Genomic DNA, 24,654 nt, shown 5'->3' with positions numbered 1-24,654 from the left:
AGCTACTCAGAGATAGTTACCTCGTGGATGTCCTCACCCACGGCCCGCAGCTCGGGCCGGTACATATCCTCCACCTGGGTCGGCGGCACCTGATAGCGGCCCGGCGTCACCGCCCGCATCAGGTAGACCAGCTGCTGGTTGCTCCCCTCGCTCAGATCCAGCGCTGCCGTGTAGCGGTCATCGCGAAACTCCTGATGCTTGAGATAGTCGTTCCACTCGCTCTGCCACGCCGGTTTCCCCTCAATGGAGAGCTCTTCGAGCTTGATGCTGTTGCCAAGAGCCGGGTTCTCCAGCTCGAAGCCGGCAGGCACCATCTCCACCAGCAGGGCATCGGGCACCGCCGATTCGCTGCTGACGTTGAGCCGCACAACCACCAGATCCCCCACCTTCACCTTGGCGGGATCAAAACGCTGACCATCGCTGTTGAACCAGCTGCGGGTCACGCTTATCCCCTGACTGACGCGCGCAGGCGCCTGCTCGGGGTAGCCGATCAGGGTGCGCTGCACATAGAGGGACCCCTTGCCCTCGTTGGTGACGGTACTCGCCGCCAGCGCCTCGGGGGCCCCCAGCTGCAACGGGGCCGAACCGCTCAGGGATCCACTGCCAAGAGAGGAAGTCACCCTGGCCTGCCAGTCGACGGCCGGATCGACGCGGGCGAGTCGCAGCAGGGCGAGCCGCTCCAGGGTGCTTAACCACTGACGGTGAGCCAGGGTATCGGCCACCTTGGCGCTGAGGGCGGGCCAGCGATCCATCGCCAGCTTGTGCTGGCGCAGCAAGGAGAGCTCAAGAGCTCCATCGCGTAACTGCGAACCGTAATCCCCCAGATAGTCGTCACCACGCTCGGTCGCCAATGCCCGACTGAGGGCCTTGGCGGCGTTTTGCTCATCCCCCATGGCCGAGAGCGCCAGCGAGAGGTGCAAGAGCGGCAAACCGGAGCGAGCGTGATCGGCCTGCTGCTCCCAGACAAGGCGCAGGGTAGCGAGTGGCGCCTTGCCCACCCGGGCCAGCACATAGGCGCTGTAGGCCTGATAGGCCAGCCGGCTGTGCTCGGGAGCACTGCTCCAGCGCTCGCCGTACTGACTGTCGGTGAGATAGCTTTGCAACCGGTTCAGCGCCTGATTGAGCATTGCCTCCGGCACTGCGTCGCCCGCTTCCTTGCGCGCCAGCAGGTAGTCGGCGGCATAGGCGGTGAGCCACTGCTCCTCGTCGGAGCGGCCATCCCAGAGGCCAAAGCCGCCGCTGGGCAGTTGCAACCGCTGCAGCCGCTGCAGCAGAGCGCGTTGCACATCCGCCTCGCTCGCTGCTTGCTTGCCCTCTGAGGGTTTGCTCCAGGTGGCCCGCTCATCCGCCGTGGTCAGCAAGTAAGGCCAGGCCCGCGACAAGGTCTGCTCCAGACAGGCGTAGGGGTAGTCGGCCAGCGCCTGCCACTGGGCAGCCGGATCCCAGGGCGGAGTGCCGGAGAGGCTGAGCAGCCCCTGCAGGTTAGCGCGATCCAGCCCAGCCAGCTCAGCTGGCGCAAAACTCATCTGCTGACCGGGAGCCAGCATCTGGTAGCGCTGGCGAGTCTCGGCCGGCCAGGGGGAGCGTAGCGGCAGATACCAGTCGCGACTGATGGCAAAATCCTTGCCGCTGGCCGCTAACTGCAGGCTTGCCACGCCGCTTGCCCCGGTCACGGTGAGCGGCAGGGTCAGCCACTGCTCCTCGCCGTTTTTGAGGGACAGCATGCTAGGCAGCTCGCCGTTTGTCTTGAGCCCGCCATTGAGGGTCCAGGCCAGGGAGAGGGTCTGATCCTCGCCGCTCATGTTGCGCAGCTGTACCAGCGCCCGGGTCTCATCCCCTCTGGCGCCAAAGCGCGGCCAGCCGATCTCGGCCACCAAGGGCGCTACTACCCTGACGGCGCGCTCGGCCTCGCCGACTTGCTGTTCGTTCCAGGCCAGCGCCATCAGCGCCAGCTCGCCATTGAAGTTGGGCAGATCGAGCGGGATCACCGCCTTACCCTGCTCGTCAAAACTCACCTCGCCGCTCCACAGTGCGGCGATCTCGACCCTGCTCTCCAGCGCGCCGCCCTTTTTCAGCGGCGCCCTATCACCCCCGTAGTTGAGGCGGGCCAGCTTGCCATCCTGCGGCGGGATCACCTGGCCGTAGTTGTCGAACAAATCCTGGGCGAAGCGCTTGCGGCCAAAGAAGATCTCGAACGGGTCGAGGGGTTGATAATCGCTGATATTAAGCACACCCCGATCCACCGCCGCCAGCACCACCCGCCCCTGACTGTTGGGGGTGGAGGTGGCTGTCACCTCCAGTCGGGTAAGCGGCACCGCTTTATCCGGCGCGCTCAGGGTAAGCGGCAGACGGCGCGCTTCCCGATCTAGGGTGAGCGGCACCAGACCGACCGAGCGCAGGCTCTGCCCCTGCTGCTTGCCAGCCGGTTTGGAGGCGCTGTCTGGCGCGGCGATCTGGGCCGAGATATGCAGGTCATGGCGCAGCCACTCGGGGCTGACCGGGATCTCGAACTCGCCGCGGGCATCCTTGGCATCGCTGCCGGTGCCTTTTAGCTCGATACGCTGCCACCAGCGCAGGCCGTCGCCATCTTCCACCAACAAGAGCCCCTTGCCGGGTCGCGGCGCCACCAGGGTCACTTTGGCCTTGTCACCCGCCTGATAGGCGCGCTTGTCGAGGGTGATGGCAATCTTATCGGGCCGTGCCTGCTCGCCACCACCGCCCCAGGCGTAACTGCCTATTTCCACCCGCAGGCTCGATTGATGGCCCTGGCTGTTCTCCACCTCCAAGCGATACCAGCCCGCCGCCAGTTGCAGCGTGAGCGGGGTCGGCCCCTTGCCATCCAGCTGCAGGGTCTGCTCCTGCTCCAGATAGGGCTGACTGTTGAACTCGTACTTCCACCCCTCGCCATCAGCGTAGTGCCAGTAGTAATCGCGGTACTCGTTGATAAGGCGCACCTTCACCGCTCCCGCCACCGGTTGACCTTGCGCATCGAGGTTGAGGATCTGGAAGGGGAGCGGCTTGCCCCCTTCCACCCGATCCGCCACAAAGTCGGCCTTGAGCGCCGGCCACTGGCTGCCCGCTGGCCAGCCATACTGGGTGCGGCTGCGATTGACGGCGCGGCCACCGGGTTCGGAAAGCGACACCCGATAGGCCACCTCCAGCGGCCCGAGGGCGCGCACACCATCGAGCTCATCAGCCAGCGAAAAAGTCCCCTGCCCCTGCGCATCGAGGGTGATGTTGAGGGGCTCGAGATCCTTGGCCTGCTCGGCGAGCAGCACGTCACCCAGAGTGAACTCCTGCCACTGGGTAAAGGGCATGGTGGCGCGGCTGATTTTTACCTCCGCCTTGGCCTTGGTGGCACTGGCTGGCGCGCCGTAGAGATAGTCCCCCTGCAGCGGCAGCGTCAGGGCAGCGTCCAGATCCGTGACGTCCCCATCCGGCCCCTTGCCAAGCTGCAGTTTCAGCCGCTCCGGCAAGAACTCCTCCACCAGAAAGGGCCACTCGAAGCGACTGCCGGCGGCGGTCTTGAGGTTGATGCTCCAGCGCCCGAGCGGGGCATCCTCCGGCAGCCGCAGGCCGTAGTGGGCGGCGCCCAGAGGATCGGGCAACAGCCGTTTTTGTTCGAGCAGCTGGCCGTCCGGTTGTTTCACTTCCAGCTCAACCGCCATCCCCGGCAGCAACTGGCCATCCTGCCCCTTGAGCAGGATCTCGCTGTCGAGCCGCTCGCCGGGGCGATAGAGATCTCGCCCGCTGAACAGATAGAGCTGCTGGGCCTGCCAGGGCTGGGTGCCGAGATCGAAGGTGGAGAGATCGAGCGCCGCCCCATCGAGGCGCAGCACCGCCAGATGGTTGCCCTGCTCGGCCAGCAGCAGGCGAGCCCCTTGCACCTGATCGAAGCGGCGATGACCTTGGGGGTCGGTGGTTTGCACCTGCAGCCGGTTGCCCTTCTGGTCGAGCAGGGAGAGCTGCACATCCTTGAGGGGGTCGGCGCTGGCCAGGGAGCTGACGAACACCTCCAACTCATCGCGGTAACGACGGGCACTGAGCCCCATGTCGCTCACCGCGAAATAGGTGGTCTCCTTGCGCCAGTCGTAGTTGCCAAGGGGTGACATCACCGCAAAGTAGACGCCGGCCTCGGCCAGCTGCGGCTCCTTCACATTGATAAGGCGGGTCTCGCGCCGGTTGGCATCGAGCTCCAGCGCGTAACGGCCGCTGAACACCCGCTTGGCCCGCTTGGTGATCTGCTCAAGCTCCCAGTTGCCCATGCCGGCACCGGGGCGATACTCGGCCAGAAAACGGGGTAGATATTCCGCATCGACCCGGAAGAAGTCGATATTGACCTCGTCCACGTTGACCGCGCTGATGGGCAGGCGCAGCTCGTCGCGCAGCGGCAATACCATCCCGCTGGCGGTAAAGGAGGCTCCCGCCTCCAGCGGCCGGGTCTTGAGGGTCCAGCGCTGAGGGGATGGGCCCAGTCCTGCCTTGAGGCTCACCTCATAACTTTTATCGGGCTGCACGTTTGGGAAGTAGAGGGTGCGGCCATCATCGGCCAGGATCCACTCCCCCTGCACCTGCTTGCCTCCCTCACTCACGGCAAGCCAGCTCTGCCAGTTCGCCTTGGGCACCAAGGGGCCGGAAAAGACCAGCGCCAGCGCCGGGGCATCCCGATATTGACGGGCATTGGCCTGCACAACTGAACTCGGCGCCCCTACCTCCTGCTGGGCAACTGGCTGTGTGGTCGGCTCATTGGCAACAGGCTTGTCGGGGCCACAGCCGCTCAGCAGCAACGCAGTGAGCCCCGCCAGCAGCAGGGCCGGCCAGCGGCGCTCGGGAGCGGCCGTCTGTTGCGGTGAGGAACGAGAGAAGCGAGGGTGAGAGTCGACGCGGCGCATAAATGTCATCCCTGATTGGCTCGCTGCCAGTGCAGCGCAATAGCCAACAGGATAAGGGATCAGGCTCGCTTGACACAAAACTCATTGCATTAAAACGCCTCCGGCCCCCGCCAGATGCAACAGCGCCGACCCAGGGGTCGGCGCTCGCTTGCGGCTGTGGCGGGTTACTCCATCACCGCCATCTGCCAGGTCTTGAAACCGCCGGAGAGGTTCTTGACCTTGAAGCCGTGTTGGCTCAGCAGGCGACAGGCCACATGACCGCGCAAGCCCACCTGGCAGCTGATGAGCAGCTCTTTGTCCCTGGGCAGTTCATGAAGGCGGCTGCGCAGCTCATCCAGCGGAATGTGCACCGCCCCCGGAATGCGACCCAGCTTGTCGAGCTCGGGGCCATTGCGCACATCCAGCACCAGCTGATAGGGGTGACGGGCCTCTACCTCGGCTGCGTGGCAGAGCAGGGTATCCCCTTTCAAGTGGTTGCTGGCCACAAAGCCGGCCATGTTGATCACGTCCTTGGCCGAGCCGAAGGGCGGCGCGTAAGTGAGCTCCAGATCCTGCAGATCAAACACGGTGAGACCGGCGCGCTGGGCCACCGCCAGCACGTCGATGCGCTTGTCGACCCCGTCCTTGCCGATGGCCTGGGCACCGTAAATCTTGCCATCGGGGGCAAACAGCAGCTTGAGGCTGACCGGGTGGGCGCCGGGGTAGTAACCGGCGTGGCTGCCCGGGTGAACATAGGCCTTCTCGAACGGCAGCCCCAGCTGCAGCAGCCGCTTCTCGTTCAGCCCGGTGCTGGCCACTGCCAGATCGAACAGCTTGCAGATGGCGGTACCCTGGGTCTTCTTGTAGGTTTCGGCGCGGCCCAGCATGTTGTCGGCGGCGATGCGCCCCTGCCGGTTGGCAGGCCCCGCCAGGGGGATCAGCACTGACTCGCCGGTGACGAAGTCGGTCTCCTCCACCGCATCCCCCACCGCATAGATGAAGGGATCCGAGGTGCGCATGGCGGCATCCACCTTGATGCCGCCGCGGGGCCCCAGCTCCAGCCCCACCTTGGCGGCGAGCAGGGTCTCGGGCTTGACGCCGATGGCCAGGATCAGCAAGCCGGTATCGAGCCGGGTGCCATCGCTCAGGGTCAGTCGCAGCCCGCCCCGTTGTTCAGTGGCCACGGCAGCAGTTTTTTCCGCTAGCACATCCAGACTCTCGATGGTGGAGAGGCCGGTGCGCAGGCGCAGGTCGATCCCCTCCTCCCGGATGCGGGCATGGAGCATGTTGGCCATCTCCTTATCCACCGGTGCCATCACCTGATCGGAGAGCTCCAGCAAAGTAACGTCCAGCTTGCGCTGGTGCAGCGCCTCCATCATCTCCAGTCCGATGAAACCGCCCCCCACGACGGTGACATGGTGCGGCTGATCGTGCGCCAGCGCTGCCAGAATGCGATCCATGTCGGGAATATTGCGCAGGGTGTGCACACCCGGGCTGTCGATGCCGGGGAAGGGAGGCCGGATGGGGGCCGCGCCCGGGCTCAGCAGCAGCACGTCGTAGGCTTCGCGCCGCTCTTCACCGGTCAGCAGGTTGCGCACCAGCAGGCTCTTGCCGGCCTTGTCTATCTCGATGACATCGTGAAAAACCCGCACATCCACGTTGAAGCGGCGCTTGAAGCTCTGGGGGGTCTGCAACAACAGGGCATCCCGGTTGGGGATGTCACCACCGATGTGATAAGGCAGCCCGCAGTTGGCGAAGCTGACGAACTCGCCCCGCTCGAACATCACAATTTCCGCCTCTTCGCTCAGACGGCGGGCTCTGGCAGCAGCAGACGCGCCCCCCGCTACCCCGCCTACAATCAGGATCCGTTTCATCAGCAAGACTCCAGTCAACGACAAATTGACATTAAATTAGTATTTTCTAATTTAGATTTCAATGAAATTTTGTTTGCACCGATTTTGCAGTATTCTTGCCACCCGACAGTCGTTCAACAGGATGTTATCAGTTCATGTCGTCAACCGCGCTCAGTCATCTCTCTTCTGCCAACCAGACACCGCTGTTCTTTCGTCTGGACGTGCGCAGCCAACGGCTGGTCGCGTTGACCGATGTGATGCAAACCCCACTCTACTGGCTCGATGAGCCAAGGGGCCCCTGGCCGGCCCAGCTGCCGGATGCACTGCGCCTGCCCATCGAACAAGCCCTCAGCAACGGCCATGGCGGCAAGCTGGTGCTGCGCTTTGCCGGCCAGCAGTGGCACATTGCCCTCTCCCACGAACAGGACGCCTTCTGGCTCATCTGCCTGCAGACCCTGCGCCAGGAGCCGGTGGCCGACTTGGCGCTGCAACTGCCGCGCCTGAGCCAGATGGCGAGCCAGCAGCAGTTTGCCGCCATGCTGGAGGCCCTCAAGGAGAGCCTGGGGGCCGATCGCCTAATCCTCTGGCACTATCAGGCCAACGGCCCCCTCGGCAGCGAGCAGCTGACCCCGGTCTTTAACCTAGGGGCCGACGAGGTAGCCGCCATTCGCGGCGACAGTCGCTACATCCGCGCCCTGCGCACCCGCAAGTCCCTGAGCTTTTCGGAAGCCGCGCACCAGCCCATGCTGAGTCAGCACTACTATCTGGCCAATGCCGGCGTGAGCTCGCGTCTGGACGGTGCCTTGCTTGAGCAGGAAAAACTCATCGGCGTGCTGAGCCTCGAATACCTCAACGCCACCCCGCTCAGCGAAGAGATGTTGCAACTGGTGCGGCACAGTGCCCAGTTGCTCGGCCACTGGCAACCGGTGCCGGAACCGGTCCAGCCCGCCGTGCTGACGCTGCCTGCCGAGCTCACCCTGCTGACCGGCATCGCTTACTGCCGCGCCCTGGTGAGCTGGGCCATGGGCATTAGCTGCGCACGCATCGGCTGGATTGGCGAGTACCAGCCCCGCGGCCAGGATCTCTGGATGATCCCGCGCTGCGTGCTGGAGGGGGAGACCTTCTCGGTGCTCAAGCCCATCCAGATGGACCCGGGTCCTGGCCAAGAGCTGTTCCAGCACGGCCAGGCTGTCTATGTGGAAGACCTGCCCCTGCGCTATCCCCAGGCCAGCCAGTTGCTGGCACTCAATGCCCCCGTCTATGTCGGCATTCCGCTGCACGGCTCGCAGGGCGCCCCCATCGGCCAACTCACCCTGCTGCTCGATGCGCCACTGGCCGACCCCATGCCGCTGCTCGACGCCCTCAGTAGCCAGCACGAGCGGGCCGCCGTCGAGCTGCAACGATTGGCCGCAGACGATGCGCTGCGGCTGGCCGAGGTGGCCTTCAACACCCACGACGGTCTGCTGGTGATGGATCACAAGGGGATCATCCTCAAGGTCAACCGCTCCTTTGGCCGCATCACCGGCTTTGCCGACGATGAGATGATCGGCCAGCATATCGTCCGGCTCAGGCCCACCTACTATGGCGATCACCTGGCGCAGGATGTGCGCGAGGCGGTGGCGGCCCAGGAGTTCTGGATGGGCGAAGAGCGCTGCCTGCACAAGGATGGCCACCTCTTCCCGGTCCGGTTGATGGTGAGCGGGGTGCAGGATGAGCACGGCGAGATCAGCCACTATGTCTGCAGCTTCTACGACATCACCCAGGAAAAGGAGGCGGCGCGCCACATCGAGCAGCTCGCCTACTACGACGATCTGTGCGGCCTCTACAACCGCCGCAGCCTCAACGACATCATGCAGCGCACCCTGCAGGAGGCCAGCGGCCAGTGGGGCGCCCTGCTGCTGGTGGATCTGGACAACTTCAAGTCGATCAACGACTCCCTCGGCCATGCCTGCGGCGATCTGCTGCTGCAGGCGGTGGTGGAGCGCCTCAAGACCCTGCCCCAGGACAACCTGGTGCTGGCCCGCATCTCGGGGGACGAGTTCGCCCTGCTGTTCAGCGCCCTGGGCCAGGGTTATGTCACCGCCAAGATCCTGGCAGAACACTTCGCCCGCGAGCTGATGGGGCTGTTTCGCATCCCGTTCGACATCGAGGATCACAAGCTGCACTGCAGCGCCTCGGTGGGGATCAGCCTCTTCTCCAGCGAGGACAAGGATCACCTGGTGCTGATGCAGCAGGCCGACACCGCCACCCACATGGCCAAGCGATCCGGCCAGGGCAACTATGTGTTCTTCAGCGAGGCCATGGCGGAGAAAGAGAAGAGCAAGCTGGCGCTCAACAACCAGCTGCGCGATGCCCTGCGCCACCACGAGCTGCAACTGCACTATCAGCCGCAATACCGGGTCGACAACGGCGCGCTCTCCGGCATCGAGGCGCTGCTGCGCTGGCAGCGCAGCGACGGCAGCATGGTGCCGCCGGCAGAGTTCATCCCCATCGCCGAAGAGACCAGCCTCATCCAGGACATCGGCTACTGGGTGATGAAGACCGCCTGCGCCCAATACAGCTTCTGGCTCAACCGCGGGCTGGCCATTCCCCATTTGTCGGTCAACGTCAGCGCCCGCCAGTTCCACACCGCAGGCTTCGTGCAGCAGGTGGAATACATATTGCGCGATACCGGGGTGCCCCCCTCCCGCCTGCTGCTGGAGGTGACCGAATCTGTGGTGCTGGAGAACCGGCTGGAGAGCATCGCCAGGATGCGCCAGCTCAAGGAGCTCGGCATCCTGCTCTCCATCGATGATTTCGGCACCGGCTACTCGTCGCTCGCCTATCTGCGTGATCTGCCGGCGGACGAGGTGAAGCTCGACAGAAGCTTCATCCAGACCCTGGTGCACAGCGAACAGGACAAGGCCATCGTCAAGGCGATCCTGGAACTGGCCAAGGTTTTTCGTTTTACCGTCACCGCCGAAGGGGTGGAGGACGAAGAACAGCTCGCCATCCTCAAAGCCCTCGGCTGCCAGCATTATCAAGGCTTCCTGACCAGCAGACCGCTCACCGCCAAAGCCCTCGAGAGCTTGCTGGGTGCCCCGGCTCCGGGCTAAACATGTAGGATTTATAGGGCTTTATGTAATAAAATAACGGCCTGCTCGAACCATTGGAGTCGTCTATGTCTGTCATTAATCGGATCCCTGCTGTCGAAGTCAGCGGCACCGCCGCTGAAACCAGTGTGACCACCGATACATCCGGGGTCATTGGCCGGATCCATTCCGTTGAAACCTGCGGCACCGTCGATGGCCCCGGAATACGCTTCATCGTGTTCATGCAGGGTTGCCTGATGCGCTGCAAGTACTGCCACAACCGCGACACCTGGGATACCCAGGGCGGCCGCGAGGTGACAGTGCCGGAGTTGATGAGCGACATCACCAGCTATCGCCACTTCATGAATGCCTCGGGTGGCGGCGTCACCGCCTCCGGTGGCGAAGCCATGCTGCAGCAAAATTTCATCGCCGAACTGTTCGCCGCCTGCAAGGAGAAGGGCATCCACACCTGCCTCGATACCAACGGCTTCGTCCGTCACTACGACGAACAGCTCGACAAGGTGCTCGACAATACCGATCTGGTGCTGCTCGACATCAAGCAGATCAACGACGACAAGCACATTCCGCTGACCCACGTCAGCAACAAGTACACCCTGGAGTTTGCCCGTTATCTGGCCGCCAAGGGCAAGACCATGTGGATCCGCTACGTGGTAGTGCCGACCTGGTCGGACGATGACGAGAGCGCCGAAGGGCTCGGCCAGTTCATCGCCGAGCTGGGAGAGTGCGTCGAGAAGGTGGAACTGCTGCCCTATCACGAACTCGGCAAGCACAAGTGGGACGTACTGGGCGACACCTATGATCTCACCGGGATCAAGCCGCCCAGCAAGGAGACCATGGACCGTGTCCAGGGCATCCTCGCCAAGTACCACAACAACGTCAAATACTGATAGATCAGGGGCTGGCCGGGAAAACGCCGGCCCCTTTCACATCGGGCCTCGCCCACCTGCATGCCGTCACCGGACAAGGATCTGCCATGAGTGAAGGACAAGCCGCCGCCCTGCTGCTCTGGGTACTGCTGCTCACATTCAGCCTGCGTGGCACCATGCTGCGCACCCTCCACGACCATCCGCTCTACCAGCACCTCTGCCTTGGCGGCGCCATCGTGCTGGTGCCGCTCTGGACCCTGCGGGCCGGCCTGCACGACGGGCTGGAGGTGCACTTTCTCGGCCTTACCAGCCTGACCCTGCTGCTGGGCTGGCGCCTCGCCCTGCTCGCCCCCTGCCTCACCCTGCTGGTCCTCTCTTACTTCGGGGTCATCCCGCTGGCCGACATCGGCTTGCAGGCCCTCATTGGCGTGGCCCTGCCGGTCGCCACCACCTGGCTGCTGTTTCTGGCCAGCTGGGCCTGGCTGCCGCGCCACCTGTTCGTCTACCTGTTCGTGGTGGCCTTTCTTGGCGGCGCCCTCTCCATCTCGGTCAAGGTGGTGGCCAGCGCCCTGCTGATGGGCCTTAGCGACACCTACCCCTGGTACACCATCAGCGCCGACTACCTCTCCATCTGGCCGCTGCTGCTCTTCCCCGAAGCCCTGCTCAACGGCATGACCATGACCCTGCTCGCCATCTACCGCCCTCACTGGGTCAACACCTTCTTCGACCGGGAATACCTGGGCCGCTGAGGGACACGCAGCGACAAAAAAGCCCGCAAATTGCGGGCTTTTTTTATGGGCGTTACACGGTGCGGGGGCGCAGGTGGGCGTGCCAGCGGGCTTCCCACTTCTTGAACAGCCAGACGATGACGAAGGTCAGCAGCATGTAGAGCAGGCCGGCAGTCAGGAACGCCTCGAACGGGCTGTAGTAGCGGGAGTTGATGATCCGCGCGGCACCGGTCAGATCGACGATGGTGATGATGCCCGCCACCGCCGAGCCCTGCAGCATGAAGATCACCTCGTTGCTGTAGGCCGGCAGTGCCCGGCGAAACGAGTTGGGCAGAATGATGCGAGTGAGGGTCTGCCAGCGGGTCATGCCGAAGGCGTTGGCCGCTTCAATCTGCCCCTTGGGCATGTTGAGCACGGCCCCGCGCACGATCTCGGCGGTGTAGGCTCCGGTGTTCAGGGTGAACGCCAGCAGGGCGCAGAACCAGGCTTCGGCAAACAGATCCCAGGCGACGCTGTTTTTCAGCCACTCCCACTGGGCGGCGCCGTAGTAGATGATGAACAGCTGCACCAAGAGCGGAGTGCCGCGAAAGAAGTAGATGTAGGCCCAGATCGGCCCCTTGATCAGCCAGTTGCGGCTGTTGCGCAGGATACCGAGCGGCACCGCCAGCATCAGCCCGAGGATCAGGGAGGCGGCCACCAGCAGTACTGTGGTGTAGAGGCCCTGCCAGTAGGTGGGCCATTCGCTGAGAATGATTGAGAAATCCATGGCTTACCTCGTCTTTATCGCATAGTGACGCTCGGCCCATTTCAGTGCCGAGGTGGAGACCGCAGTGAAGATCAGGAAGATCAGGGCCACCGCCATGTAGAAAGTGAAGGGCAGCTGGGTCGAGCCCGCCGCCAGGGATGCTTTGCGCACCATGTCATCGAGCCCGATGATGGAGACTAGCGCCGTGGTTTTCAGCAAGACCAGCCAGTTGTTGCCAAACCCCGGCAGGGCGTGGCGCATCATCTGGGGAAACAGGATGCGACGAAACACCTGGGTTGCCCGCATGCCGAAGGCACGGGCCGCTTCCAGCTCGCCCTTGTCCACTGCAAGGATGGCGCCACGGAAGGTCTCGGTCATGTAGGCACCGAAGATGAAACCGATGGTGGCCACCCCGGCCGCAAACGGGCTGATGTCGATGTAATCGGGCAGCAGGGAGACCCACTCCTGGTTGGGATTGCTCGCCAGCAGGTAGTTGTTGTAGCTCTCGTTGACCCAGGTGCAGAGGTTGTTGATGAGCACCTGACCGCCGAAGAACAGCAGCATCATCAGCACCAGATCGGGGATGCCGCGAATGACGGTGGTGTAGGCGGTGGCAAAACCGCGGGCCCATTTATAAGGGGAGAGCTTGGCCAGCGCCCCCAGCATGCCGAGCACCAGCGCCAGCAGCAGGGAGGCCAGCGCCACCTCCAGGGTGACCCAGGCCCCCTCCAGCAGGGAGGTTTCGTATCCTTTCAAATCAAACATATGCAGTTCCATCGCAACTAAGCGGGCCCATCACTCCCTGGCGAGAGACGACGGGCCCGATGACTACAGACGAGGGTCAACCTGTCGCTATTGTGCGTGTCACGCCCTGGCTCCTGCCTCTGGCAGCGAGCCTTGGAAGTTACTCGCCGTAGACGTCGAAGTCGAAGTACTTGTCGTTGATCGCCTTGTACTTGCCGTTGGCACGCAGCGCCAGGATGGCGGCGTTGAATTTCTCTTTCAGATCCTTGTCGGCCTTGCGCACCGCGATACCGGCGCCTTCACCAAACCACTTGGGATCGGTCAGTTTCGGGCCCACGAACTCGAACGCATCGCCACCCTCTTTCTTGAGCAAACCGTCGCTGATGGCGGCGGAGTCGGCCAGCACGTAGTCGACGCGGCCGGATTTCAGGTCGAGATAGGCCTCATCGGCGGTACCGTAACGCTTGATGGTGGCGTTCGGGAAGTTGTCGGTAATAAAGGTGTCCATGGAGGTGGCACGCTGCACGGCCACTGTCTTGCCATCCATGAAGGCCTTCTCCAGTTTCACCTCGGTGCCTTTCTTGGCGGCGAAGCGGGCCGGAATGTGCTGGTACTTCTGGGTGAAGTCCACCTTCTTCTTGCGCTCTTCGGTGATGTCCATGGTGGCGATGATGGCGTCATATTTGCGCGACAGCAGCGCTGGAATGATGCCGTCCCAGTCCTGCTTGACCAGGGTGCACTTCACCTTCATCTCCTCGCACAGGGCGTTGGCGATGTCGATGTCAAAGCCTTTCACCTCGCCGCTCGGCTCGGTCCAGGAGAAGGGGGGGTAGGCACCTTCGACACCGATCCGCACCTCTTTCCACTCCTTGGCCATCAGGCTGCCGGAGGACAGGGCAGTAACCATGGCAGTCGCCAGCATCAGCTTGTTCATGTATCTCTCCTTGATAAAGTCATCGACTGTTGCAATTGCAGATTGTTGGGCTCAGCTCCGTCCATCAATAGATGGAGGAGATGAATTGCTTGAACCGTTCGGACTTGGGATGGGCGAAGATCTCCTTGGGATTGCCCTCCTCCTCCACGCGGCCCTGGTGCAAAAACATTACCTTGTTCGACACATCGCGGGCAAACGACATCTCATGGGTCACCACCAGCATGGTGCGCCCCTCTTCGGCCAGTTCGCGCATCAGGCCGAGTACTTCGCCCACCAGCTCGGGGTCGAGCGCCGAGGTGGGTTCATCAAACAGCATCACCTCGGGTTCCACCGCCAGCGCCCGGGCGATGGCCGCCCGCTGCTGCTGGCCGCCGGAGAGGTGACCCGGGTAGTAGTCGCGCCGCTCCCACAATCCAACCCGGTTGAGCAGGTGTTCCGCCTTGGCAATGGCCTCGGCGCGGGGCACCTTGAGCACCTGGATCGGCACCTCGATGATGTTCTGCATGATGGTCATGTGGGACCAGAGGTTGAAGCTTTGAAACACCATGGCCAGCCGGCTGCGAATGCGCTCCACCTGCCGCATGTCTTCCGGCAGGCGTTCACCGGTGCGGTTGGTTTTCATGCGAATAAGCTCGCCATGGAGGGAAACCGTGCCGGAAGAGGGTGTTTCCAGCAGATTGATACAGCGAAGAAAGGTCGACTTCCCCGAGCCGGAGGAGCCGATAAGGGAGATGACATCCCCCTTGTGGGCGGTCATATCGATGCCCTTGAGCACTTCGTGGGTGCCGAAATACTTGTGCAGATCACGAACTTCCAGTGCGGCAACGTCGCTCATCCATTACAACCTTGTCTGTCCCTAGACGCCGCTGGGGCGTGACTCACGCCATCGCTCATTTAACAAAAAGTTAACCGATGGCAACCTTCAGCGAAAATATCACTCGGATAGTCAAAAAACAATACAGAACCGAGGTCTTTGGTGTTTTGTCTGTATTTTTATTGGCCAAACAGGTATTTTTCAGCACTTTGTCTGCATAAAATGCTAATCACCCTGGTTCGACGACACCGCCTTTTTATACCCGCAGCGCACTACTGGCAAGAAAATTCCGCCCATCATGCCATAAGGCAGCCGAAGTGGCTTTATTCACCTTCCCCGCCCTCGCATCCCGTTGAAAATCGCCGACTCGCGCCGTTTTTGGATTGCACCAGGGTGGGTAGATGCCCCGAAACGGGGCCTCATTTCATACCAGAAACATAACAAATCGATAAAAAAGTTCCGGATGAGGCAGGCAAACACACAAATATGTGACACAGGGCCAATAAGTGATGATAAGGTGTCATTTTTGTCAGTTTTTGTGATCGAGGCCCCGATGTTGCTCAATGTGTTGCTGATCCTGCTGCCGCTTGTGATCGGCTATCTGGTACCCCTCTCCTCCGCCCGTTTGATCAAGCTGGTCAATCAATCGCTGGGCAAGATGGTCTATCTCATCTTGTTCCTGATGGGGCTGGGGCTCGCCTACGTGGAGAACCTGGGCAGCAACCTGGCGGTGATCTTCAAGGTGGCCGGCGTCATGCTCGCCGCCATTACCCTGTGCAACCTGCTGGCCCTCTGGTGGCTGGACCGGCGCTCCCCCCCTACGCATGAAGCCAGCGACGGCCAGATGCCGAGCAAGCTGCACCTGTTGTGGGAATCGCTGCAGCTCTGCTTCGTGGTGCTCGGTGGCGTCTTGCTGGGGTTGCTGGTGGACCTGCGCGCCCTGCCCATCGACAAGTGGAGCGAGTGGGCGCTGATGCTGCTGCTGTTTCTCATCGGGGTGCAGATGCGCAACTCCGGCATGCGGCTGCGCCAGATCCTGCTCAACCCCTGGGGCATGAAGATCGCCGCCACCGTCATCGTCAGCAGCTGGCTCGGCAGCCTGCTGGCCGCCCAGTTGCTCGGCATGCCGCTGGCCCACGGCCTGGCCCTCAGCTCCAGCTTCGGCTGGTATTCGCTATCCGGCATCCTGGTGGCCGACAAGCTGGGCCCTGTACTGGGCTCTGCCGCCTTCATCAACGATCTGGGGCGCGAGCTCATCGCCATCCTGATCATTCCGGTGCTGATGCGCCGCCACCCCTCCGCCGCCATCGGTTATGGCGGCGCCACCGCCCTCGACTTCACTCTGCCGGTGATCCAGAAATCTGGCGGCATCCAGGTGGTGCCGGTGGCCATCGTCTCCGGCTTTATCCTGAGCCTGCTCGGCCCCATCCTGATCCTGGGCTTCCTGGCCATCTGATCTCGACTCGCTGACTGGCCCACGGTCAACAACAACAAGCCCGGCACTGCTGCCGAGCTTGTTGTTTAAAAGAGGGGTGGCCTAATAGCACAGATTCCCCATCAATTCCGATATTCAGCTGCGCCAGCGGCCGCCGCTCATCACCCGCTCGATGGTGAGCGTGTCGGGGTCGATCAGCAGCAGATCCGCATCCTGCCCCACCGCCAGCGTGCCCTTGGCCGCCAACCCCAACGCCCTGGCCGGATTGGCCGTCACCACCGCCAGCGCCACCTCCAGCGCGATCCCCTTGCCGCAACTCTCCACCAGCGCCTGCCACAAGCTGCCTATCTGGCCGCAGCGCAGCTCGATGAGACGCCCCTCGCTGTCGAAGCGCGGCAGGCTGGCGTTGGCGTCCGAACTGAAGCTGATACGTTCGGCAGGTACCCCGGCCGCCAGCAGCGCCACCAGGGCGTCGGCCGCCAGCAACTCACCATCGTCCAGCAGATCCGGGAAGCTCGAGGTGGTGAGATCGACCCAGCCGCCGGCCCGGCCCCACTCGATGACCTCGGCAAACAGCCAGGGATTGCGGTTGCAGTGGGTGGGATAGAGCTGGCGCAGCGGGATGTCGGTGCCATCGCGCAGGGCCCGCAGCGGTGCCAGCGCCCCGCGCCCGTCCCCCAGATGAAAGAAGCTGACCCCGCTCTTGCCGGCAAGCAGCCCGGCCACCCGCGCCTCGCTCACCAGGCGGGCCAGCTCGTCGTGGGTCGGCGCGCTGGATCTGTGATCGCTGATGGCCACCTCCCCCACCCCCAGCACCTCGGGGATGAGCATGATGTCGGACTCCACCGTGCCGGTGAGGGTCTTGACCGGCAGATGGTAGGAGCCGGTATACATGAAGGCGCTCACCCCGGCGGCGCGAAACTCGCGCACCTTGCCGAGCACCTGGGCCGGGCTGCGGGTCAAGCTGTCGGTACCAAGCGCCGCCACCAGGGTAGTGACCCCGGCGCTCAGCGCCTCCCTTGCCGAGAGCTCCGGCGTGCGAAAACCAAAGCCCCCCTCGCCGCCACCGCCGGTGATGTGGGCCAGCGGATCCACCAGTCCGGGCACCAGATAGCGGCCGCGACCGTCCACCCGCGTCAGCGGCCAGTCGGCGGGAACAGACAATCCCTGCCCGAGCCAGGCGATGCGGCCATCGGCCATCAGCAGATCCTGGCGGCCAAGCGGGGTCGGACCATAGAGTTCGGCCCCTTCGATCAGGGTCAACATGCGGCATGCTCCTCGTGAGGTTGATGTGCGCCGTCAAGCGGCAGCCATGCTGCACTCTACCCAGCCGACGGTCAGGGAGGGAAGCACTTCCTCACGGCCAGGCGGCCGTTTTCATAGGCAAGGGCCGCCGGATCCGCTAGGCTCAGCGGCAATCCCTTTGGCTGGTTCCCCCTCTCATGAACTATCTGGCTCACCTGCATCTGGCAGCCCATACCCACAGCTCCCTCACCGGCAACCTGCTTGGGGATTTCGTCAAGGGTGCCCTGCCCACCGGCCTCGCTGCGCAATTTGACGAGGGGATCTGGCTGCACCGCAAGATAGACGCCTTCACCGATGGCCACCCCGAACACAGGGCGGCGGTGGCCTGCTTCGAGGCACCCTGGCGCCGCTTTGGCGGCATCCTGGTGGACATGCTCTACGACCACTGGCTCAGCCTGCACTGGCCGCAGTTTCATGACGAGGCCCTGCCCCGCTTCCTGCAGCAGAGTTACCGGCACCTTCTGGCAGATGCAACCCAGCTGCCGGAGGGTCTGCCCCTACCCCTCAAGCGGATGGCAGAGCAGGACTGGATCGCCTCCTATCAGCGCAAAGAGGGACTGGCGCAGGCCCTCAACGGCATAGGTCGCCGGCTGCGCCGCCCGCAGCCTCTGGGAGATGCACTCACAACTCTGGACGCGGCCCGCTGGCAGCAGTGCGAAGAGGGCTTTCTGCGCTTCTATCCTCAGCTGATGCAGTTCAGCGTGCAGCAGCTGGTCCACTATCGTGGCGGGGATGAACGGCCGCAGCCATGAGTACCCCGCGAAATGACGGCAAACACACTCTCTTTCGCTCCCCGTACTTCACGAGAGCATAACTCCGGTTGAGCTGGGGTAAGGAATATTTGCTTGGCAGTGACCCTTGATGGAAAAGATTTCATTCATTGAATATATATTTTCATATATCGCTCTGGCTGCAAAAAAAATCAACGCCAATGAAGGCCCCACATAAATGGGGCCACACCAGCTCTGACTGACATTATTTTCATATAAAAACGCCTGTCGAATACCGCTGCTATTATCCACGGCCTCCAGAATAATAAGAAAGTCATTGACTAGCCAGCATTAATTATTACTCTCACGGTAATGGAGATGCTTCATTTAAAGCCCGCTGACATATTCATTGCGAGAATAACATTCTCGATATCTGTCAATTGTAAGATTTTACAATAGCGATTAAAACCTGGAGAATTATGATAATGGAGATCAGGCATTCAACATTATGGATGGCCGTCAGTGCCATGCTTCCATTGATGGCGCATGCAGCCACCCCGCTGGATATAGATGCTCGCTGGAAACAGGAAGCCGTCATTACCCACCCGGATCATGCGCGCTACCCAAATACGGCAGCGGCAATTCAACAACAGCGCAAAAATATTTTTGACTGGCGCACCCAACATCTGCAAGTTGGCATGTCTTCGATAAGCGGAGAAGATGAGCTGATGACCAGCCCATTCTATATCTGCGAAATAGAATCGCTCTACAATATTCCGGGTGGCGCAGCCATTACCTCGGATATCATGGGCCCGGGTAATCAGCTTCCGCCCGCCACAAGCTGCACCAGGCGGGTAGCCAGAACCATCGCAGATAAAATACCCGACATGGACCCAAATAGCGGTTGGGAGCTCCTCAAATTCAATCTTGGCTACAAGATGCAGCATTATGCCAATGCGAAGTCCGCTTGGTCAGCCGATGGAGATGATGCATTTTCAACCAATCAATATCCCTACCTCATCCTCTACAACCGGATGACGGCAAAACTGCGGGTGATGGGATATTTCCCCGGTTACACCATAGGCACCGGCGTTGCGGTGACGCTCTCCACCACTGGCAAATCCAAGCACTTTGACAGCAACCAGAGCGCGGATGCCCGATTCTACTCCAGCAGCAAGACCGGCTTTGGCGCCATCAATAACGCGCAGGATGGTGGCTGGGGGGTGACCGACTTCCAGGTGAATCTGGATCCCTGTTCCGCCAGTTCAGATGAAATTGACTTGAACATCAAAATCAGTCCAAAAGCGATCGCCAATGTTGAACTGTATGGGCATGCCACCGGTATCTCGCAGAATATCACCGACGAGGATATCGGCGATCCGGCGGCCTATCTGATGGATGTCTCGGGTAGCTTGAGCGACAACCTGGAACAGGCCGGCAATTATACCGTCAGCAATCTCTCCGACCTGCAGAATGTCTTCGGCGGCATCAACGACTCCGCCACCTCCAATGCCGTGGCCAGCGATGCCCTGGGTGCCGCAGGCGACTTTCTGGGCGGCATGATGGAGCTGGCCCCAGGGGGAAGCAGTGTAACGGCAGGCTTCAAGGCACTGGCCGGCACCCTGTCTGGCGTGGGATCCATCTTCGGAACACAGGCGGCGGCCGTGCCCGGCTACAGCCCAATCATTCCACAAATCTCCTTCTCGGAGGTGTATTTGCGGGGTGAAACGACCTCCTCAGATCCTGGCATCACGGTCAAACTGAAAATGCCGGGCAGTTTGTCCACCGCCTGGCAAGATTTTGGCGAAAATGGTGCCAGTGATATCTCGTTCCCGCTCTATGATGAGCCCATGGGCTTGTTCACCCTGTTGACCACCCCGAAGGTCCGTGTCGACAAGACCTATAGTGATCGCTCCAGCTCCCAGGGATACAAGCTGGTCACCACCTTCATCCCCTCCAACGTCGTGCTGGCAAGCAATGCCAAGTCGGGCTTGACCATGAGTGGCTGGAACACGACCGAGAATACCGGCGTCAATCTCACCGGGAGATTGAAGATCAAATATCTGGTCAGTGCTGATGTCACCCCGCAGTTCACCAACCTTCACGATATAGACGGCAATAATGACAGCTTCTCCTATGCCGCTATGTCTACCAATGGCAGCAGTTCCAAGCTGTATACGGTAGTCACCGATGATGTGCCCTTGATGTATTTGTACGACCGCTTGAACAGCAAGCGCCCGAGCATTTCATTCCAGGGGGGAAAAGGGGTTGTGGATAGCATCTCCCTGATCGTCACGGCGAAGAATAATTCCGCCACCCTACATGACAATATCTTGAATAAAGACATCACCATGGTGAATAAAACGGACGCCGAGGGGAAAATCGTTCCCTATTATTTAACCATGAAAGAGTATCCCGCCACCTTGAGTTATACCAAGGACACGCTGGATCCGGATAGCGATGCCAAGCGCCTGATAAATTCAGGACAACTGGGCAATGTGACGCTGACTCCCAAGCAAGGTCTTGATATTCGTCTCGGTGCACCATCAAGTCAGGTCACCATAAAGAACTATTGCGCGGCAGAAGGGGAATATAACAAGCCGCATGAGGTCAGAAGCGATGGTACCTATGCCATCTATGCCGATGAAGACATGGCCTATTATACCTATGATCCCAAACAAGTCAGTCAGTCTCAAAACAACTACCTGACTCTCGGCGCCGATGGTGCTTACAATCCTGCCATGACCTGGGGATTTCTCTCATTCAACCTGGGTGAATACGTCGCCAAATATGGCAACAGAAAACCGAGCTCGGTTTCATTGAGAATTGAACAGAACGATCCCGGCACCGTATATATTTCCAGTTACTGGAGTTACTACTTCTTCAGCGCCAACGCCTCAACCTGGGCGATGCGACAAAACAGCTGGAAAGAGTACCGGCCCAAGTTCAGCGACCAAATCACCTACTCCAGTGAACAGGTGGCCTGGGTTGATGTCACTGACTTGTTCAATGCCGCCCTGGACAGGGCAAAAACGGGGAGTGGCAATACCTATGAACAACCAAGATTGAGCTTCACGCTCGATCCTGGTTATGCCAGTTTCTACGATAAATATGTCTATACCTCGGAGGCAACCCCGGCCAAAGCGCCCCAGCTGACCATTCATTTCTAAGCGAACGGCAAGCGTAGCCAAGGCCACTTTGGCCATAAAAAAGTCCCTGCCTTGGCAGGGACTTTTCATTTGGATGCGCGCTCGCACTGTGGTCGCAGCGACAGCCCGTTTTCCCCTGCAAGCCAGGGTAGAAACCCAGCGGGTCAGCTGTCGGCATCCTTTTTCTTACGAATGCTCAGCCCCAGCTCGCGGCCGCGCAGGCGGGCGTAATAGATGGTGCCGATGAAGGCGAGCACGGTGAACACCAGCTCCACCACCGCCAGCCACCGCTCCCCCTCATCCGTGGTGATCAGTGTCAGGGCGTGCAGGAAGTAGGGCATCAGCACGAAGTTGCCCCAGGCGTGGGTGTAGGGATTGCCCTGCACTATGCCCTTGAGCGGGAACAGCAGCGGCACCGTCCAGATCACCGGCAACAGCCAGGGGTTGAGGTCCGGGTGGGGCGAGAGCCACAGGTGCCACAGCAGCACCCAGCCCAGCAGGCCGAAGAAGCCGACCAGGGTCAGCAGACGGGCGAAGCGGGTGCTCACTTGAGGATCTCCAGCACCTGCTCGGGGGGGCGGCCGATGCGGGCCTGACCGTTCTTGATGACGATGGGGCGCTCGATGAGCTTGGGATGCTGATGCATGGCGCGAATGAGGGCGTCGCCGCTCACCTCGCCAAGCCCCAGCTCCTTGTAGAGATCTTCCTTGGTGCGCATCAGCTGGCGCGGATCGCTGAATCCCAGCTGGCTCAGCAGGGTGCGGATCTCTTCCTCGCTCGGGGCCTGCTCCAGATAGAGCACCACAGCCGGGGCGATCCCGTGTTGTTCCAGCAAGGCCAGGGTTTCACGGCTCTTGGAGCAGCGCGGATTGTGGTAGATTTGGGTCTCGCTCATGATAACTCCCTGATTAATCGCAAGATGGGACAAGAAACGGCGCTATTGTAGGGGAAACTGATGGTCAGGGTAAGCGCGAGAGTGCAGGAATTGAAACGAATTTGTTGGCTGATTGTGGCCGGTCTGCTGACGGCCTGCAGCCCGGCGCCCCAGTTCACCGACAGCGAGAACCTGCCGGTGGCCCTGGCCAACTTTGCCGGCAAGCCGCTGTTGGTCAACTACTTCGCCCCCTGGTGCGCCCCCTGCCTGCGGGAGCTGCCGCTGCTGGAGGCGCTGGCGCGGGAGGGAGAGATCACCGTGGTGATGATCAACTATGACCCGACCACACCAGCCGAGCTTCGCAAACTGGCCGGGCAGTACCACATCAGGGTGCCGCTGCTCATCCCCCGGCAGGAGGCGAGCCTCCCCTTCCCTCGCCCCGCCGGGCTGCCCACCAGCTATCTGCTCGATGGCAAAGGGAACCTCCTGCAGAGCCTGGTGGGGGAGCTCACCCCATCGCAGCTCGACGCCCTCAGGGCTTCCGTCAAGCCGGCTGGCCACTGAGCCTGACCCCTTGCCGCCGGCCGCTCTGTTTCCCCGCCCTTCCCCCCTGTTGTTGCCCATCGGCCACCTGCATCAACGACAAGGGCGCACCCTGGTGCGCCCTTGTCGTGCGTGAGAACCGCTGGCCCGTCAGCCCTTGAGGCTGTCGAGATCCTTCTTGGCCCGCTCCAGCTCGGTGATCCGTGCCTCCAGTCTGGCCAGGGTCAACTTGTCGTTGGTGGTGCCACGCGCCACGATCAGCTCGTCGATGGCCGCCTGGTAGTCACCGCGCAGGGAGAGCATCTCGGCCCGTGCCATGTGCAACTCGGTCATCCTGCCCGCCTTGCGATAGGCATCGGAGAGCAGGCTCCAGGCCAGGTTGTTCTCTTCGTGCTCACGGGCATAGGGGTCGAGAATGGCGATGGACTTCTTGTAGTTGCCCCCTTCCAGATAGGCGTTGCCGAGGTTCACCACCACCACCTCGTTGTCCGGCATGCGGGTGCGGAACTTCTCGAGCCGGGCGATGGCCTGGGCGCTGCGCCCCTTGGCCAAGTCGATGTCGGTGAGGGCGTCCACCACGAACAGATCTTCCGGGTGGCGAGTCACCAGCTCCTGCATCAGGGCGTCGGCCTCGTCGGTGCGCTTGAGCTGCAGCAGCGCCAGCGCCTTGCCGTAGATGGCCGCATCCTTGAGCGGGTAGTCCCCCTTCTGCAACCGGTTGTCGAAATAGGTGAGCAGGGCCTGCGGGCTCTCGGTGCCGAAACGCACCTGGATGCGCACCTTGGCCAGCCAGAAGTCGAGGCTGGGTGGCAGATTGCGACGGCCATAACTGCCCGCCCGGGCGCGCGCCTCGCTGATCCGTGTCTCCGGCAGCGGGTGAGTCAGTAGCATCTCAGGCGGCTTGCTGGCGTAGCGATACTCGGCCGCCAGTTTCTGGAAGAAGTTGGCCATGCCCATGGGATCGAAACCGGCGTCGTAGAGGGTCTTCATACCGATCCGGTCCGCTTCGTATTCGTTGTCGCGGGTGTAGTTGATGGCCGACTGCATGGAGAGACCCAGCGTGGTCTGCAACGCGGCGATCCCTGCGGTGGGGTTGATCACCGCCAGCGCGATGGAGCCCACCAGGCCGGCCAGGGTCATGGCGGAGCTGCTCGCCTGCGCTTCCATATAGCGGGCGATGTGGCGCTGGGTCACGTGGGTGATTTCGTGGGCCAGTACCGAGGCGAGCTCGCTCTCGCTGTCGGCATAGAGAAACAGGCCGGTGTGCACCTTGACCCGCCCGCCGAGGAAGGCGGCCGCGTTGATGCTGGGGTCGTTGATGAGGAAGAAGGTGAACGGAAAGCGCACCCCGTCGGCGTTGGAGAGCAGCCGCTGGCCCAGATCGTCGATGTACTGGCTCAACACGGGATCATCTATGATCGGCAAACCGGCCCGGGCAAAGCGCATGAAGGCGTTGCCGTAGCGCACCTCCTGCTCGATGGGCAGGGCGGCCACCCCGGCGGTGCCGATATCGGGAAGCTGGTTGCTGGCCTGGGCATGGAAAGTGGCGCCCATCAGGGAAGCCAGCAGGGGGAGCGATGCCATCAGGGGGGAAAAGCGTGCCACGTTATCTCTATCTCCAATCAGACCCTACCGGGACACCGGCAGAATACCCTTGCCCATCAAGGGCTACAAGCGTTGTTTCGCGCTCTCATCACGGCCATAATAGCCGCCATCACGCGCGATGGAGCCTCCATGGAATACCTCGACCTGACCCCCTGGCGTTGCCCCGAGCCGCTGATCCGGCTCAAGCTCTGGTTGCGCCAGGCCAAAACCGGTCAAGCCCTCGCCATCCGGCTGGCCGATGCCGGCTCCCGGCAGGACATTCCCGCCTATCTGCAGCGCCAGGGTCACCCCTTCACCTTGCAGGAAGCGCCGGACAATACCCTCTCTTTGCAGTTGGTGGTCGGGGCCAGGCACCACAGCCAGCCCCAGTAACGTAAAGGATGTCG

General features: G+C 61.8%; 18 protein-coding genes. 8 read left to right on the top strand and 10 right to left on the bottom strand.

Annotated features, from left to right (window positions below; genetic code table 11):
* Positions 1–2 precede the first annotated feature (2 nt).
* Together BN1143_RS12505 and BN1143_RS12500 are read right to left on the bottom strand one after the other, a co-directional pair.
* The gene (locus tag BN1143_RS12505; RefSeq protein WP_042050852.1) at positions 3–4,892 is read right to left on the bottom strand and encodes an alpha-2-macroglobulin family protein; all 4,890 of its coding nucleotides are present in this window, start codon (positions 4,890–4,892) and stop codon (positions 3–5) included.
* 164 nt (positions 4,893–5,056) lie between these two features.
* Entirely contained in the window at positions 5,057–6,745 is a 1,689-nt protein-coding gene (locus BN1143_RS12500) for an FAD-dependent oxidoreductase (RefSeq protein ID WP_042050851.1), read from the bottom strand.
* Positions 6,746–6,879: 134 nt separating this feature from the next.
* Here BN1143_RS12500 and BN1143_RS12495 point away from each other — a divergent pair, with 134 nt between their 5' ends.
* The 3 genes from BN1143_RS12495 to BN1143_RS12485 all read left to right on the top strand — a co-directional run bounded on the left by BN1143_RS12495 (position 6,880) and on the right by BN1143_RS12485 (position 11,431).
* A complete protein-coding gene (locus BN1143_RS12495) occupies positions 6,880–9,819 on the top strand; it encodes a sensor domain-containing phosphodiesterase (RefSeq protein ID WP_042050850.1) in 2,940 nt (979 codons plus the stop codon).
* 65 nt (positions 9,820–9,884) lie between these two features.
* A complete protein-coding gene (gene pflA / locus BN1143_RS12490; protein WP_017765948.1) occupies positions 9,885–10,703 on the top strand; it encodes a pyruvate formate lyase 1-activating protein in 819 nt (272 codons plus the stop codon).
* A gap of 86 nt (positions 10,704–10,789) precedes the next feature.
* A complete protein-coding gene (locus BN1143_RS12485; RefSeq protein WP_042050848.1) occupies positions 10,790–11,431 on the top strand; it encodes an energy-coupling factor ABC transporter permease in 642 nt (213 codons plus the stop codon).
* A gap of 52 nt (positions 11,432–11,483) precedes the next feature.
* On the opposite strand, the gene BN1143_RS12480 is transcribed toward BN1143_RS12485, so the two are convergent.
* The 4 genes from BN1143_RS12480 to BN1143_RS12465 form a co-directional block, all read right to left on the bottom strand.
* Positions 11,484–12,176: an ABC transporter permease gene (locus BN1143_RS12480; protein WP_005299639.1), complete on the bottom strand. Its 693-nt coding sequence runs from the start codon at positions 12,174–12,176 to the stop codon at positions 11,484–11,486.
* Positions 12,177–12,179: 3 nt separating this feature from the next.
* On the bottom strand, positions 12,180–12,920 hold the full coding sequence (locus BN1143_RS12475; RefSeq protein ID WP_017779372.1) for an ABC transporter permease: 741 nt from the start codon (positions 12,918–12,920) through the stop codon (positions 12,180–12,182).
* A gap of 139 nt (positions 12,921–13,059) precedes the next feature.
* A complete protein-coding gene (locus BN1143_RS12470; RefSeq protein ID WP_017765964.1) occupies positions 13,060–13,833 on the bottom strand; it encodes an ABC transporter substrate-binding protein in 774 nt (257 codons plus the stop codon).
* 64 nt (positions 13,834–13,897) lie between these two features.
* Positions 13,898–14,668, bottom strand: a complete 771-nt coding sequence (locus BN1143_RS12465; protein ID WP_005299631.1) for an ABC transporter ATP-binding protein — start codon at positions 14,666–14,668, stop codon at positions 13,898–13,900.
* A gap of 532 nt (positions 14,669–15,200) precedes the next feature.
* Here BN1143_RS12465 and BN1143_RS12460 point away from each other — a divergent pair.
* A complete protein-coding gene (locus BN1143_RS12460; protein ID WP_010634358.1) occupies positions 15,201–16,103 on the top strand; it encodes a LysO family transporter in 903 nt (300 codons plus the stop codon).
* Positions 16,104–16,217: 114 nt separating this feature from the next.
* Here the strand turns inward: BN1143_RS12460 and iadA are convergent, their stop codons facing one another.
* On the bottom strand, positions 16,218–17,348 hold the full coding sequence (gene iadA, locus BN1143_RS12455; protein ID WP_042050846.1) for a beta-aspartyl-peptidase: 1,131 nt from the start codon (positions 17,346–17,348) through the stop codon (positions 16,218–16,220).
* A gap of 176 nt (positions 17,349–17,524) precedes the next feature.
* On the opposite strand from iadA, the gene BN1143_RS12450 reads away from it, so the two are divergent.
* Both BN1143_RS12450 and BN1143_RS12445 read left to right on the top strand, forming a co-directional pair.
* Positions 17,525–18,139, top strand: a complete 615-nt coding sequence (locus BN1143_RS12450) for an acyl carrier protein phosphodiesterase (protein WP_042050845.1) — start codon at positions 17,525–17,527, stop codon at positions 18,137–18,139.
* An 845-nt stretch (positions 18,140–18,984) separates the two neighbouring features.
* On the top strand, positions 18,985–21,267 hold the full coding sequence (locus tag BN1143_RS12445) for a hypothetical protein (RefSeq protein ID WP_042050987.1): 2,283 nt from the start codon (positions 18,985–18,987) through the stop codon (positions 21,265–21,267).
* Positions 21,268–21,410: 143 nt separating this feature from the next.
* Here the strand turns inward: BN1143_RS12445 and BN1143_RS12440 are convergent, their stop codons facing one another.
* Positions 21,411–21,794, bottom strand: coding sequence for a DUF2069 domain-containing protein (locus BN1143_RS12440; protein WP_017781717.1), 384 nt, complete (start codon positions 21,792–21,794; stop codon positions 21,411–21,413).
* Complete coding sequence (gene arsC, locus BN1143_RS12435) at positions 21,791–22,141, bottom strand: arsenate reductase (glutaredoxin) (protein WP_005299619.1); 351 nt, start codon at positions 22,139–22,141, stop codon at positions 21,791–21,793. Before arsC ends, BN1143_RS12440 begins: the two co-directional genes overlap by 4 nt.
* Before the next feature lie 60 nt (positions 22,142–22,201).
* Here arsC and BN1143_RS12430 point away from each other — a divergent pair, with 60 nt between their 5' ends.
* Complete coding sequence (locus BN1143_RS12430; RefSeq protein WP_042050844.1) at positions 22,202–22,684, top strand: TlpA family protein disulfide reductase; 483 nt, start codon at positions 22,202–22,204, stop codon at positions 22,682–22,684.
* Positions 22,685–22,813: 129 nt separating this feature from the next.
* Here the strand turns inward: BN1143_RS12430 and bepA are convergent, their stop codons facing one another.
* Positions 22,814–24,268, bottom strand: coding sequence for a beta-barrel assembly-enhancing protease (gene bepA, locus BN1143_RS12425; protein ID WP_367273673.1), 1,455 nt, complete (start codon positions 24,266–24,268; stop codon positions 22,814–22,816).
* A 129-nt stretch (positions 24,269–24,397) separates the two neighbouring features.
* On the opposite strand from bepA, the gene BN1143_RS12420 reads away from it, so the two are divergent.
* On the top strand, positions 24,398–24,640 hold the full coding sequence (locus tag BN1143_RS12420; protein ID WP_017779381.1) for a sulfurtransferase TusA family protein: 243 nt from the start codon (positions 24,398–24,400) through the stop codon (positions 24,638–24,640).
* Positions 24,641–24,654: the final 14 nt, after the last annotated feature.

The organism is Aeromonas dhakensis, assembly GCF_000820305.1.
Classification (GTDB): Bacteria; Pseudomonadota; Gammaproteobacteria; order Enterobacterales; family Aeromonadaceae; genus Aeromonas; species Aeromonas dhakensis.
Note: the sequence above shows the minus strand (reverse complement) of the source record. Positions and strands in the feature narration are given on the sequence as shown.

What these genes read in the sequence shown, in the direction of transcription:
- BN1143_RS12505 (WP_042050852.1), bottom strand. Translation starts at nt 4,892, where the DNA reads ATGCGCCGCGTCGACTCTCACCCTCGCTTCTCTCGTTCCTCACCGCAA.
- BN1143_RS12500 (WP_042050851.1), bottom strand. Translation starts at nt 6,745, where the DNA reads ATGAAACGGATCCTGATTGTAGGCGGGGTAGCGGGGGGCGCGTCTGCT.
- BN1143_RS12495 (WP_042050850.1), top strand. Translation starts at nt 6,880, where the DNA reads ATGTCGTCAACCGCGCTCAGTCATCTCTCTTCTGCCAACCAGACACCG.
- pflA (WP_017765948.1), top strand. Translation starts at nt 9,885, where the DNA reads ATGTCTGTCATTAATCGGATCCCTGCTGTCGAAGTCAGCGGCACCGCC.
- BN1143_RS12485 (WP_042050848.1), top strand. Translation starts at nt 10,790, where the DNA reads ATGAGTGAAGGACAAGCCGCCGCCCTGCTGCTCTGGGTACTGCTGCTC.
- BN1143_RS12480 (WP_005299639.1), bottom strand. Translation starts at nt 12,176, where the DNA reads ATGGATTTCTCAATCATTCTCAGCGAATGGCCCACCTACTGGCAGGGC.
- BN1143_RS12475 (WP_017779372.1), bottom strand. Translation starts at nt 12,920, where the DNA reads ATGTTTGATTTGAAAGGATACGAAACCTCCCTGCTGGAGGGGGCCTGG.
- BN1143_RS12470 (WP_017765964.1), bottom strand. Translation starts at nt 13,833, where the DNA reads ATGAACAAGCTGATGCTGGCGACTGCCATGGTTACTGCCCTGTCCTCC.
- BN1143_RS12465 (WP_005299631.1), bottom strand. Translation starts at nt 14,668, where the DNA reads ATGAGCGACGTTGCCGCACTGGAAGTTCGTGATCTGCACAAGTATTTC.
- BN1143_RS12460 (WP_010634358.1), top strand. Translation starts at nt 15,201, where the DNA reads ATGTTGCTCAATGTGTTGCTGATCCTGCTGCCGCTTGTGATCGGCTAT.
- iadA (WP_042050846.1), bottom strand. Translation starts at nt 17,348, where the DNA reads ATGTTGACCCTGATCGAAGGGGCCGAACTCTATGGTCCGACCCCGCTT.
- BN1143_RS12450 (WP_042050845.1), top strand. Translation starts at nt 17,525, where the DNA reads ATGAACTATCTGGCTCACCTGCATCTGGCAGCCCATACCCACAGCTCC.
- BN1143_RS12445 (WP_042050987.1), top strand. Translation starts at nt 18,985, where the DNA reads ATGGACCCAAATAGCGGTTGGGAGCTCCTCAAATTCAATCTTGGCTAC.
- arsC (WP_005299619.1), bottom strand. Translation starts at nt 22,141, where the DNA reads ATGAGCGAGACCCAAATCTACCACAATCCGCGCTGCTCCAAGAGCCGT.
- BN1143_RS12430 (WP_042050844.1), top strand. Translation starts at nt 22,202, where the DNA reads ATGGTCAGGGTAAGCGCGAGAGTGCAGGAATTGAAACGAATTTGTTGG.
- BN1143_RS12420 (WP_017779381.1), top strand. Translation starts at nt 24,398, where the DNA reads ATGGAATACCTCGACCTGACCCCCTGGCGTTGCCCCGAGCCGCTGATC.